Here is a 12,720-nt window from a genome sequence, read left to right on the forward strand (position 1 = left end):
GTGGGCTCCACCGGAACACGCAGGTCCCGTCACAAAGCCAGGAATGCCAGTAATGCGCCCAAGTCCTCGTCAGACAGGGACTCCAGGCTGTAGAGCGGCATGTTGCCCCCGACACCGAAGAACTGGCCGTGCCTCACCTTCTCGATGACGACCAGTGACTTGGGCACGCCGGGGAACAGCGTGTCGTAGTCGTTCGTCACCTCCGGCAGAATCGACGCCAGCTCGGTCAGCCGGCCCGCGCCGGTGTGGGGCTCGCCGTGGCAGCTCTGGCATGCCTCCACGTAGACCTGCTGTCCGCGCGTCACGTCACCGCGCGTGACTTCGACGATGTCCTTCACCACCGTGAAGGGACGGGCCGGAGCGGACGGGCTCGGGCTGATGCTCACCAGGTATTCGTACAGCGCCCGGCTCTGCGGCGAGTCCTTCGGCAGCGGCGTCACACCCCGCATGAAGTTGACGTAGCAGAAGTTCACCGCGTCCAGCAGGCGGGTCTCGAAGCCGCCCCACCAGCTCTCCCGGAACGCCGAGTCATACAGCGTGTAGCCGGAGTCCATCCGCCCCGCGGGCGCGGTGGGCGTCGTCGCGTGGCATGTCGCGCACGAGAAGCTGTTGAAGCCGCTCTCCGACAGCCGCGAGTCGTTGAACAGCACCTCGCCGTACTCCGCCGCCGGCACGCGGCCATCGCCGCTGTCGTCGCAGCCGGTCAGCGCCAGGGCCAGCGCCACCACACCCCATGCCGCGCGCTTCATGGCTGCCCCCGCAGGATGCTCACCGAGTCCGGGAAGATGCCCACCTCCACCGTGCCCACCACCGTGCCTTCCGTCAGGTCCACCGCGTGCAACGTGCCCGGCCCCACGTGGTCGCCTTCGCAGACGACCAGGCCGATGCGCTCGTCGGGCGTCAGCGTGACTTGATGCACGTTGAGACAGCCGGCGTCCGCCAGTTGCACCTCGCGCAGCACGGTGCCCGTCTCCGGGTCGATGACGGCCAGCGCGTCCACCAACTGGTAGGGCATGTACAGCGTGCGCCCGTCCGCGGTGAACGCGCCGAACATCGGCGGCCCGCGCAGCGGCACGGCGCGCTCATGCATCATGGTGCGCGTCTGGGGATTGAGCACGTGCACCTGCCGGCTGGCCATGGAGCTGACCCAGACCTCGCCCGTGGTGGGGGATAGGGTCAGCGCGTAGGGCTGGTGCCGGGGTGCCACCGCACCGCCCGAGCCCGCTGCCACCACCTTCACCCGCGCCACCGTGGGTTTCGCCTCCGCGAGGTCGACGATGGCCACCTCGTCCGACCAGCAGGCGATGTAGGCCGTGCGCTCGTCGGCGGACAGGCGCACCGCGTGCGGCGCGGGGCACACCTCCACCATGGCCTTCCGGGTCATCGTCCGCGCGTCGATGATGGCCAGGTTCGCGTTCATGTCCGACTCGGGGCGGCCCTGGCGCGCCATCTCCGAAATCTTGAGCGTGTCGAAGTGCGTCTGGTACAGCGTGCTCCCATCCGCGCTGATGATGACGTCGCCGGGATTGGGATTCACACGCACCGAGCCCACGAGCCGGTTGTTGCGCGCGTCCAGCTTCAGGCAGTAGCCGTCATCCGCGCCCGTGCCGTGGGCACCATGCGGCCCCGAGCCACCCCCTGGCACGTAGTTGGAGATGCCGACGTAATAGAAGTCCCCCGCGGGCGACACGGCGGTGTGGTGCGGCCCCTCCAGCTCCACCGGGTTGAGTCCCACCGGCACGCGCGCCAGCTCGCGGAAGTCCGGCGTGCCCACGGTGGCCAGCTCCACCAGGCTGAGGGTGTCATCCAGGCTGTTGGTGACCAGGATGCGTCCGCCGGGGCCCGGCGGTGGAATGAACGTTCCTTCCCGCCAGGGCTCCTCGTGCGCGTAGTCCAGCCCGTCCGGTGGCGTCACGCCCACCACCCGCGCCGAGTTCTCATCACAGCCGGCCATCAGCAGCGCCAGCGCGGGCATCCACCACGGTGTCCGGTGGCTCATCGCGAATCCTCCACGCGGATGGTGCGTGGTGACTCCAGGCGGTACGGACCTTCACGCAGCCGGTTCTGGACCAGGTAGGCGCTGGTCACCTGGACGCGGAGGTCCTGACCCGAGGCGGCACGGAGCGTGTCCCAGGTCGCCGCGTCGAGCTGCCACTCCATGTTCGATGTCAGCAGCTCCACCGGACATCGCCGCCCGGGCACGGTGACCTGCACCCAGTAGAAGTCGCCGGTGACGGGCGGCAGATGCGCCTGGGCGGACGGCAGCAGCAGGTTGCCCAGCCACGCCATCATGGAGTGGGGCGTCTCGCGCGAAGGAAGCCGGGAGGCCAGCGGAGACGTCCAACGCCAAATGGGCGGCGCCGCATCCATCGCATAGGTCTGGCCCGGGACGGGGGACTCCAGCGTCACCGCCTGGGAGCTGTCAGTGGGCCGGCCTTGCGCGTCGACGAAGGTGCGCCACGCCTCGTCGGTGGCATCGCCGCCGTAGAGGGGTTCGCCGCACGCTTCGTCCCGTGGCGCGTCCTCGCCGTCGCAGGCGGTGCCCAACACCAGAAGCACGGCCGCGCAGGGGGCCCACAGCCGCTTTCGAATCGGAAGTGTCATCAGAAGCCTATCGATGTGGACGCCGTGGGCCACGGCGCCTCGGGAGGAGAGAGGACAGCAGCAACAGCAGGGGCAGGGCGGGGCCCGCCGCGGCGGCGCAGCCACCGGACTTCGGCTCGGGTGGGCGCTGCTCGGGCGGCTGTTGCCCCGCGTCGGGCGTGCCCGCGTCTGGGGTCCCCGCATCCGGCGGCGGCGGCTCCTCCACGCCACCATCCGGGTAGAGCGGAGCGCCCAGTTGCTCCGCGAGCTGCGGCCAGCGGGCCGGGCAGAGGTCCCGCACGGGGGTTCCACGTGGGCATAGCTGCGTGCCCTGGATTTCGTACAACGCGAAGATGTGCTCCCACGTGCGCCCCTGGTCCGTACTGCGCGCCAGAGCCCAGTCGTGCAGCCAGGTGGAGCCGCAGCCGTAGAGCGTCTCGCCGTCGCGCAGCACGCACGCGTTGCCGGTAGGCAGGGGCTGCTTCTCCAGCGGGCCGGTGCTCGAGCCCATGAAGAAGTAGTTGAGGGTGCCCACCCAGGCGGTGCCGCCGTCGGAGGACAGGTCCATGTTGATGAACGTGTCATCCAACACGGTCACCGGCGTCAGCGTGCGGCCCCCGTCATCGCTGCGCAGCAGGTGCGTGTAGCCCTGCGCGGAGACGCGCACCCACACCACGTCCACGGCGACGGGGTCCACCGCCACCACGGTCAGCGCGTAGGGCCGCAGCAGCTCTGGGAGCGCATGGGGGAACTCCTGCCAGGTGTCGCCCGCGTCGTCGCTGCGCAGCACCACCATCTGGTTGTTGGAGACGCCCGATACGTAGAGGCGGCGGGGGTCCACCGGGGACACGCGGACCGCGTTCAGCTCCAGCCCCGTGCGCAGCAGCGGCGAGGCGGTCCACGTCTCTCCGCCGTCGTCGGAGCGGTACAGGCCGTTGGCGATGCCGGGCCGTCCGGTGACGGCATGGAAGACGCGGTCATCGGTGGGGTGGGCCGCCAGCCCCGTCACCCAGGTCGACTTGAAGAAGGGATGCGTGCGCCAGGAGCAGCCCTCATCCGGGGAGTGCAGCAGGGCGCTGCCGGTGGCGGCGAGGATGTCGCCGGTCTCCCGCCACAGGTAGGCCTCCGGGCGCCATCCGCCATACCCCATGGCATCCGGACACACCCAGCGCCAGGTCTTGCCGCTGTCGCGGGAGATGACCGCGCCGAACGTCGTCCCGGAGAAGAAGTCCTGGGGGTGGCCTCGGCGGAGGGTGACGTTGGATGTCTCCGGGAGGCCGGCGTGGGCATGCGCCGCCGTTCCAGGCAGCACGGCCAGGAGGGACGCGACGGTGCTCCAGGCAACCGTGATGCGCGACTTCATGCCAATGGACTCCGGGAGAACGTGCCGGCCCCCACGTTAACGTTCGCCCCGCCGGAGCATAGCGGGGGGAATTGCTGCCCGGGTCGCGCATTCCGATTGAGCACCTGGGGCTCGCCCGTTACCAGGAGGCCCCTCTATGGGAATGGAATATCGGCAGCTCGGCGGCTCTGGCTTCAAGGTCCCGGTGTTGACGCTCGGGACGGGAACCTTTGGAGGCCAGGGGGACTTCTTCAAGGTGTGGGGCAGCAGCGGGGTCGAGGAGGCCACGCGTCTGGTGGACATCAGTCTGGAGGCCGGGCTGAACATGTTCGACAGCGCGGACAACTACTCGCGCGGCCTGGCGGAGGAGATTCTCGGCAAGGCCATCTCCGGCCGCCGGGAGAAGGTCATCCTCTCCACGAAGGGCACCTTCCGCTCGGGTGAGGGACCGAACGACGTGGGCTCCTCGCGCTTCCACATCACCCGCGCGGTGGAGGCCAGCCTGAAGCGGCTGGGCACCGACTACATCGACCTCTACCAACTGCACGCCTTCGACGCGCTCACGCCCGTCGAGGAGGCACTGCGGGCGCTCGACGACCTCGTGCGCGCCGGGAAGATTCGCTACATCGGCGCGTCGAACTTCTCCGGCTGGCACCTGATGAAGTCGCTCGCCACCTCGGAGAAGTACGGCCTCGCGCGGCACGTGGCGCACCAGGCCTACTACTCGCTGGTGAGCCGGGAGTTCGAGTGGGAGCTGATGCCCCTCGCCCTGGACCAGAAGGTGGGCACCGTCGTGTGGAGCCCGCTCGGCTGGGCACGGCTGACGGGAAAGATTCGCCGGGGACAGCCCCGGCCCGAGGGCTCCCGCATGCAGTCCTCGCTCAACGCCCAGGGGGCGCCGCCTCTCTCCGAGGAGTACCTCTTCCGCGTGGTGGACGCGCTCGATGCCGTCGCAGCGGAGACGGGGAAGACGGTGCCACAGGTCGCCATCAACTGGCTGCTCCAGCGCCCCTCCGTGTCCACCATCGTCATCGGCGCGCGCAACGAGGAGCAGCTCCGACAGAACCTGGGCGCGGTGGGGTGGAACCTCACCCCTGACCAGGTGGCCCGGCTCGACGCGGCCAGCGCGGTGACGCCCACCTACCCGTACTGGCACCAGCTCGGCTTCGCCGAGCGCAACCCATTCCCGACGAAGGTGGACTGAACGCGGCCCTGGGCGGCGTCTTCCATGTGGAAGACGCCTGCCTCGCGAGGACGCTCGCCTCCCTTCATGGGGTCTGCTACGCACGGCGCCTGGTCCGGCACGTGGAGAGCCCAGGGGGTGGGCCCAGGGGTGCCTGGGGGAGTTCACGGCATGGCGCGTTCCACGGTGGAGCCGGGGCACGGTGACGAGCTGCCCGCCAGCACGGGCACGCGGCCCTTCTGGGAGGCGGTGGCGCAGGGGACGGTGGACGTGGCCGTCCGCATCTACGAGGCCCTGGCGGCGTCGCAGCGGGACGTCGTGCTGGAGGAATCCTCGCGTGCGTCCGCGTTCGCTCGCGCCACGCTGGTGTCGGTGCTGCGGCGGGCGCGTGACTTCGCTGGCGCCGCGCGGGTGCTGGAGGTGGATGGCGCCGCGGCCGACGTCGCACAGCTCCACGAGCAGGCGGGCGCGCTGCTCCTGGCCGCGGAGGCGTGGCTGCGCGCGGGTGAACCGGCCCGGGCGGCGGCGGCCTTCGAGCGCGGCGGTGCGCTGGAGCGGGCGCTGTCGCTGTACGAGTCGCTGCAGGCGCGCGAGGCCATGGCCCGCTGTCTCACCCGGCTGCGCCGTCCCATGGAGGCCGCCGCGGTGTACCGCGAGCTGGGCAACCCGCACGCAGAGCTGGAGTCCCTGCGTGCTGTGTCTCCGGACATCGCGGTGGCGCGGCGTGAGGCGGTGCTGCGGATGAGCGCGCTGCTCGACGCGCAGGGGGAGTCGTGGCGGGCGTTGGTGCTGCTGGCGGATGCGCTCCAGGCGCCGGAGCTTCGGGGTGACATCGCGCTCCAGGCGGAACACTCGCGGCTGCTGCGCCACCTGAACCTGAATGGCGGTCCGTCGGTGGAGCCCGCCCGCGCGCCGCCACTGCCGCCGCCGCCGCCGGACGGCTACGAATACCTCAAGGCCATTCCTCTCTTCGGCGAGTTGTCCCTGGTGGACATGAAGGACCTCTACCAACTGGCGCGGCCGTTGCAGTTCGCGCAGGGGGCCACGGTGCTGGAGAAGGGCGCGCCCGGCTCGGGGCTGCTGGTGCTGTTGGAGGGGACGGTGGACGTGCTCGCCGGTCCGGAGCCCGGTGCCCGGTTGCTCAACACGCTGGGGCCTGGAGCCTTCATCGGCGAAGTCTCCCTCATCCTGGACGGAGACACGTCCGCGCAGGTGTGTGCGCGCACGGACGTGCGGGCCTTGCGGGTGACGCGCGTGGACTTCCAGCACTACCTGGACACGCACGAGGCGGCCGCGCTGCGCATCCTCCGCCTCTTCACGGAAAAGCTCGCGGAGCGCGTGCGCGCGCTCAGCGCGTAGCAGGGGAGACGGCCATGGCGCACGTGCACGGCGCGGACAGGCAGCGGGCCGTCCAGCTCGCCAGCGAGGGCAGGTTGGAGGAGGCCCTGGCGGAATACCAGGGCGTGGTGAAGGACGGGCCGGACGACGCGGAGGTGCGTCAGAAGGTGGCGGAGCTGCTGGAGTGGCTCGGCCGTTCCGCGGATGCTGTCGCCGCGTACCAGGAGGCCGCGCTGGCTTGGACGAAGGCGGGTCAGCCCTTGCGCGCGGTGGCCGCGTGCGTGGCCTTGCCCCGGCTGGGCGCGCCCCAGGCCGCGCTCGTGCGCACCGCGCGCGTGCTGGCGGAGCGCTTCGCCCTGCCGCCGGGCGCTGCGGTGCCCGTGGAGGCCACCCGGGCGCATGTCGCGGAGGATGGCGCCACCGGGCTGCCCATCCTCTCGCAGGTGAGCCGGGAGACCTTCGTCGCGCTGCTCGAGGTGCTCCAGGTGCGCGCCTTCTTTCCGGGGCAGACGGTGGTGGAGGAGGGGACGCCGGGCGCCTCCATGTTCGCCCTGGTGGAGGGCCGCGCGGACGTGGTGCGCGCGCTGGAGGACGGCCAACGGCGGAGCGTGGGCACCGTGACGCCCGGGGACTTCTTCGGGGAGCTGGCGCTCATCTCCGAGGGGCCCAGGCTCGCCACCGTGGTGGCCACCGAGCGCGCGGTGCTGTTGGAGCTCACGCGCCAGCACATGGAGGCGGTGGCGGCGCGGCACCCGGACGTGACGGCGGTGGTGGACGCCTTCTACCGGCGGCGGATGGTGGAGAACCTGCTGCGCAGCAACCCGCTCTTCAATCAGCTGTCGCCCGCGCAGAAGGCCGCGGTGTCGCGCGACTTCGAGCTGCGCTCCTTTGCCGCGGGCGAGGCGCTGATGACGCAGGGCCAGCCGGGAGACGCCTTCTACGTGCTGCTGCGTGGGCGCTGCACGCCGTGGCTGGAGCAGCCTCATGGACGGCGCGTGGCGCTGTCCGCGCTGCGAGAGGGCGACGTCTTCGGTGAAATCTCCCTGCTGCTGGACAAGCCGGTGTCCGCGACGGTGCGCGCGGACGTGGCGGGCGTGGTGCTGCGGCTGGAGCGCGACGCCTTCCAGAAGCACCTGCTCAGCCAGCCAGGCCTCAAGGGCCAGTTGATGCGCATGGGCACGGAGCGGCTCCAGCGCACCGCGCAGGCGCTGGCCTCCGGGCGGGTGCTGCACGACGGAGACCTGCGCGTCTGACGCGAAGGGCTGGCGCTGGAAACACAACGCCCGGGCCTCCGTGAGGAGACCCGGGCGCGGTGAGGTCCGGACGGTGCCGGAAGACTACATGGAGTAGCCGAGCGTCAGGCCGAACACCTGGGCCGTGCCGTTGTAGACGCCCGTCATGCCCGGCGCCGTGCTGTCCTTGTCGAACAGGTTGACGAACTGGTAGGCGGCGTCGACGCGCACCGCGCCGAAGCTGTAGCCCACGCCCGCCGACACGCCGAAGCGGTTCGCGTCCGGCAGGTCCGGCGTCAGCGTCTCATCCGGGCTGGGCGCCGGGTCCCACAGCACGCCGGCGCGCACCTGCAGCGCGTCGGTGATGCCGTACTCACCGCCCAGGTGGAAGTTCCACGTCGAGCGCCAGTTCTTCGGCAGCGGGTTGTTGATGGCCGGGTTGTCCGGGAACTCGATGGCGAGCTCCGGGAAGCTGGACCAGCCCACCCAGTTGGCGTCGAACGCAAGCGTCAGGCGGTCCAGCGGCGTGACGGCGATGCCCGCCACCACCGACTGCGGCAGCTTGACGTCACCCTCCACGCGGGTGTCCGGCAGACGGCCCTGGAAGGCCGGCGGCACGTCCCGGAAGTCCGCGTCGCCCTTGAACGTCATGCTGATGGGGCTGCGGTACTGCACGCCCAACGTCACGAGCTTGGGGACCACCACGGCCTGGACACCGGCGTTGAAGCCGAGGCCCCAGCCCGCGCCGCCCAGGTGCACCTGGCCTTCGCTGGTGACGAATCCCAGCGCGCGCTTAATCTCCAGCGTGCCGCGGGTGATGTTCAGGCCCGCGCCCACGCGGAAGCGGTCGTGCACCTGGTACGCCACCGTGGGGTTGATGTTGTAGATGGACAGCCCGGACTCCTGGGCGCGGAAGCGGCCCACGAAGTCGTCTTTCCACCGGCTGCTCGCGCCGAACGGCGTGTAGAAGCCCACGCCGGCCGCCAGCGAGTCCGTGATTTTGTACACGGCGAACACGTGCGGCGGCGGAGACAGCGTCGTCTTCTGCCCCTGCACGGAGCCACCCGTGGGGGTGAACTGCAGGCTGGGGAGGATGCCGGTGACGCCCGCGGTGACGTCCAGCTTCTCCACGCCCAGGATGTTGGCCGCGTTGGAGTAGATGGCGGACGAGTCATCCAGCCACGCCGCCGCCGCGTTGGCCATGCCCGAGGAGCGTGCGCTCTGGGTGTTGACCTGGAAGCCCGCGGCCTGGGTCGTCCCGGCGGCGAGCAACGTGATGAGGGAGAGTGTCTTCTTCATGTTGGTTCGTTCTCTCTCTGGAGGCCGTTACGGGGTGGGCGACGCGACGCCCGTGTTCAGGAACTGGATGACCTGGTTCTGCGCGGTGTTGCGCACGGACCGGAGGAACTGGCTGGCCGCCGAGCTGGGGTCCAGCGACGGGTCCACGATGCCGAAGAACGCGTGACGCACGTTCGTCGGCAGGCCCATCCCGTCCTCCGCCAGGTACGTCTGCACCGTGCGGGGCTCGGAGACGCCGACCAGCGGGCGGTTGGCCGCGCTGATGAGGCCCTCGGTCACCGCGTTGGGGATGACCATGTCACCCTCGATGTACTGGATGAACGCATTGCGGTTGGCGGGCGCGGACGGCGCGTTCTCCAGGTACCTGCCGTAGTTGCGGGGCGAGGCCGGGTCCAGGATGGTGCGCGCCAGGGTGATGAACTCGTAGAACTCCGGCGTGCCCGGGGCGCGGCCGCTGTTTTCCAGGGTTTCGAAGAAGCCCGAGCGGTACCGCACGAACGTCGAGTCCGTGGCCGTCAGGAGGATGTCCACCAGGTCACCGCCCACCGCGTTGAGTGCTGTGCGGCCCACGACGGGGGACACGGAGGCGGACAGGACGCCCTGCATGCCGCCCAGGCTCTGGCCCACGTAGCTGAACTGGCTGGTGTTCAGCGTACCGGCGCCCGCGGCAGCCAGGCGGCCGTTGAGGGTGTCGGTGTCCAGCGCGCGCGCCAGCTGGGCGAAGTCCACCACGTGGTGGCGGAAGTTGTCGCGGGTGGCGAACAGGTTGACCAGGTTCAGGAAGCCCGCGCCGGAGACGTACGGCGGCTGATTGGGACCCGGACGGGCGAAGTCGCCGCCCTCGCAGGTGCCGGTGGTGCTGTCGGGCTCGGTCACGACGCAGCGGCCCCGGCCCTGGCTGGAGCAGAACAGGTCACCGTGCGGCGACGCGGTCGGCCCCACGTCGCAGGCCGGCTGGATGTTCGACACGCAGCGGCCGAAGGTGGGGCTGCCCGCCGTCACGTCGCAGGTGTCGCCGTCGTCGCAGGCCGCGTCCGGCGTGGTGATGGTGAGCTCGGGGACGCCATCGCGGTTCTCGTCGACGACAACCGGGGCGTCCTCGCTGATGCCGGCGCAGCTGGCGCGCTCACCGTGGAACACGGTGTCGATGGCCGCCACGGCGTAGCCCGCCGCGTTGAAGTTGTTGGCCACCGTCAAGATGTTGGTGCGGTTGCCCGTCAGCCCATGGCCGTAGATGACCACCGGGTAGCCGTCCGCGGGCGCCGCCCCCGCGGGCGTGAAGAGCATGAACGGGACGCGGTCGATGCGCGGCGTGGCGCGGTTGAGCGTGCCCTGCGCGTCATCCAGGAAGAAGGGCGAGTGGTACGCGCCGATGAAGACGCGGCCCACCGCGTCGTTGTCCAGCGTCAGGCCGGCCATCGTGCCCTTGATGGTGGCCGTCTGGTCCAGCAGGTAGACGGGGTCGGCCGGCACCGGCACCTGCGTGGGGGCCGCGTTCAGCCGCTCGAGGATGGAACGGGTGCTCTGGGTGGTGAAGGCCCACGCCAGGTTGATGTCCTTGCGCGCGATGCCCGCGGCCTCCAGGCCGTCGAACAGCGGCTTCATGCCCACACGCGCCCGCTCCAGGTCCCGGGCGAGCGTGTCAGGAACGGCCGCCACCTGGCTCTTGCCGTTGGCGTCCACCAGCGGGTTGACCATGCGCATCAGCGCCTGCGCGGCGGTGGGCGCCACGGTGCGGCCCAGCGTGTCCTTCATGCCGCGCAGCATCACCACGCCATACTGGGTGGCCTCGTCCAGCGGCACCTCCGGGACAATCTGGAGCTGCTGCGGCGAGTTCGGCGCCGGCGTCAGGCCCTCCACGACGGGCTCGCAGTTGAAGCACAGCTTCACCTGGGGGTTGGTGCCCGAGGTGGGGTTGGTCAGCTTGACGAAGCGCAGCGTGGTCTTCTGCTCCTCCTCGGTGTCCGGCGTGAAGCCGATCTTCATGCGCACGGTGTTCGCGTCCAGCAGGGAACCCGTGTCGATGGGGCCGCGTTTCGCGCCGTTCTCCGACACGATGGGCGCGGTGGTGGACCAGCCGTCCAGGGTGTTGAGGCCCTTGATGAGCATCTGCGCGGGGCCGGCCTCGGTGGGCTCCGGCAGGGCCAGCAGCCCGGTTTCGGGGTTGCGCAGCAGGTCATTGGGGAAGGGGACGACGCCGTTGCCCGGATCGAAGGTGGCCTCCGGGTGGTCCATGATGGAGAAGGTCCACAGGAGGACGATGTCCTCGCGCTTCACGCTGAACTGCTCGGACACCAGCTTCAGGATGGGCGCGTAGCCGCGGCGCAGCTGCTCCAGCCGCAGGGCGCTGGCCGTCTGGTCCGCCAGGCGGGCGGCGGGCTCCGTCACCGTGGAGGGGATGAGCTCGGTGGTCGTCTGGCAGTTGGGCGCCGCCAGGTCGTCGCAGGTGACCAGCGACTCGGCGGAGCTGGCGAAGGCCCACGTGGCGGACGGGATGACCGGCTTGCCGGCCGTCGTCTTCACGCCGTTCTCACCGCCGATGATGGCCACCGCGTAGCGGCCACCCTTGGGCCAGCCTCCGGGGAGCGGGGGGATGATGGTGACGAGGTTGGTTTCCTCGTTGTACCCGATGTAGCTGGGCGTCGCCGGCTTCGCCAGCGGCGTACCCGCGTACACGTCGATGATCTTCACCGTGTTCGTGTTGACCGTTCCCGCCTCCAGGCCCCGGATGCGGGTGGTCGCGGTGACCGTGGTCGGGAAGCCGTTGAGCGTGTTCACGTAGTCGCGCGTGAACTCCTGCTCCGCCGCCGGCGCCTGCGGGTTGATGGGCGCGTTGACCAGACCGTTGACAATGGCCAGGTCGTTGGGCGACGGGACGACGGGTGGAGACCCGGTTGGATCGAACTCCGCGACGACGGAGTCTTCGGGGCTCCGCGGCGGGTCCTGGGCGATATCGGGAGTACAGGCCGAGGCGCCCAGGGCAAAGGCCCCGAGGAACAACACCTTTCTCATGGGTACAACCCCCTCCAAGTCCTGGGTTGGATGACTGGACTGGAAACGTCCGTGGCGTACCACGTCCCTGGGTTGGCAGGAAGACAAGGGACTTGACGCGTCGTGTCACTTGTGATGGCGCGTGCGGGGTTGTGAGACGGGCGGTCGTTGACACGCTGCGCAGTGTGCCCCTGGCGGTTACGCTGCCGCGCATGAACCGACTATTGGGTGTGCTGGTGGTGGCCGTTGCCGTGGTGGCGCATGCGGAGGATGCGGGGGGCCTGAAGTGGACGGCGCCCGCGGACTGGGCGGTGCAGGGAGCCCGGCCGATGCGCGCGGCGACGTACAAGATTCCCGCGGCGAAGGGCGACACGGAGGGCGCGGAGCTGGCCGTCTTCTACTTCGGTCAGGGCCAGGGCGGCGCGGTGGACGCCAACGTGAAGCGCTGGGTGGGCCAGTTCCAGACGGCGGACGGCAAGCCCATTCCCCAGGAGAAGTCGAAGACGAAGGCGGAGAAGGTCAACGGCATGACGTTGACGACGGTGGACGTGAAGGGCACGTACACGGGCGGCGGGCCGATGATGGGCCCCTCGACGCCCAAGCCCGGCTTCCGGCTGCTGGGCGCCATCATCGAGGGCGCCCAGGGCGCCGTCTTCTTCAAGCTGACGGGCCCGGAGAAGACGGTGGCCGCTTCGGAGAAGTCCTTCCGCAAGCTGCTGGAGTCGGTGGAGAAGCAGTAGCGGAAAGGCGCG

Annotated in this window: 10 protein-coding genes; 4 read left to right on the top strand and 6 right to left on the bottom strand. The window is 70.3% G+C overall.

Annotated features, from left to right (window positions below; genetic code table 11):
• Positions 1-29 precede the first annotated feature (29 nt).
• Genes FMQ63_RS06465 through FMQ63_RS06480 form a run of 4 tightly spaced genes read right to left on the bottom strand, consistent with a single transcriptional unit; the run spans position 30 to position 3,946 of the window.
• Entirely contained in the window at positions 30-749 is a 720-nt protein-coding gene (locus tag FMQ63_RS06465) for a c-type cytochrome (protein ID WP_011556966.1), read from the bottom strand.
• Positions 746-1,999, bottom strand: a complete 1,254-nt coding sequence (locus tag FMQ63_RS06470; RefSeq protein WP_011556965.1) for a YncE family protein — start codon at positions 1,997-1,999, stop codon at positions 746-748. Before FMQ63_RS06470 ends, FMQ63_RS06465 begins: the two co-directional genes overlap by 4 nt.
• On the bottom strand, positions 1,996-2,604 hold the full coding sequence (locus FMQ63_RS06475; RefSeq protein ID WP_044277310.1) for a hypothetical protein: 609 nt from the start codon (positions 2,602-2,604) through the stop codon (positions 1,996-1,998). Before FMQ63_RS06475 ends, FMQ63_RS06470 begins: the two co-directional genes overlap by 4 nt.
• Positions 2,605-2,611: 7 nt before the next feature.
• Entirely contained in the window at positions 2,612-3,946 is a 1,335-nt protein-coding gene (locus tag FMQ63_RS06480; RefSeq protein ID WP_011556963.1) for a sialidase family protein, read from the bottom strand.
• 142 nt (positions 3,947-4,088) lie between these two features.
• On the opposite strand from FMQ63_RS06480, the gene FMQ63_RS06485 reads away from it, so the two are divergent.
• From FMQ63_RS06485 to FMQ63_RS06495, 3 genes are read left to right on the top strand one after another with little or no spacing between them, the layout of a single operon-like run.
• Positions 4,089-5,129 carry an aldo/keto reductase gene (locus tag FMQ63_RS06485; protein ID WP_026114086.1) on the top strand — a complete coding sequence of 347 codons (1,041 nt, stop codon included), beginning with the start codon at positions 4,089-4,091 and terminating at the stop codon, positions 5,127-5,129.
• Between the two features lie 24 nt (positions 5,130-5,153).
• A complete protein-coding gene (locus FMQ63_RS06490) occupies positions 5,154-6,467 on the top strand; it encodes a cyclic nucleotide-binding domain-containing protein (protein ID WP_011556961.1) in 1,314 nt (437 codons plus the stop codon).
• A gap of 14 nt (positions 6,468-6,481) precedes the next feature.
• Positions 6,482-7,699, top strand: coding sequence for a cyclic nucleotide-binding domain-containing protein (locus tag FMQ63_RS06495; protein ID WP_011556960.1), 1,218 nt, complete (start codon positions 6,482-6,484; stop codon positions 7,697-7,699).
• Positions 7,700-7,783: 84 nt separating this feature from the next.
• On the opposite strand, the gene FMQ63_RS06500 is transcribed toward FMQ63_RS06495, so the two are convergent.
• Both FMQ63_RS06500 and FMQ63_RS06505 read right to left on the bottom strand, forming a co-directional pair.
• Positions 7,784-8,977, bottom strand: a complete 1,194-nt coding sequence (locus FMQ63_RS06500; RefSeq protein ID WP_011556959.1) for an OmpP1/FadL family transporter — start codon at positions 8,975-8,977, stop codon at positions 7,784-7,786.
• A 27-nt stretch (positions 8,978-9,004) separates the two neighbouring features.
• Complete coding sequence (locus FMQ63_RS06505; protein ID WP_216608631.1) at positions 9,005-11,989, bottom strand: hypothetical protein; 2,985 nt, start codon at positions 11,987-11,989, stop codon at positions 9,005-9,007.
• A gap of 191 nt (positions 11,990-12,180) precedes the next feature.
• On the opposite strand from FMQ63_RS06505, the gene FMQ63_RS06510 reads away from it, so the two are divergent.
• Positions 12,181-12,708 (top strand): hypothetical protein, encoded by a 528-nt coding sequence (locus FMQ63_RS06510; protein ID WP_225909613.1) that lies wholly within the window; start codon positions 12,181-12,183, stop codon positions 12,706-12,708.
• Positions 12,709-12,720: the final 12 nt, after the last annotated feature.

The sequence above is a fragment of the Myxococcus sp. CA005 genome, assembly GCF_006518205.1.
GTDB lineage: Bacteria > Myxococcota > Myxococcia > Myxococcales > Myxococcaceae > Myxococcus > Myxococcus xanthus.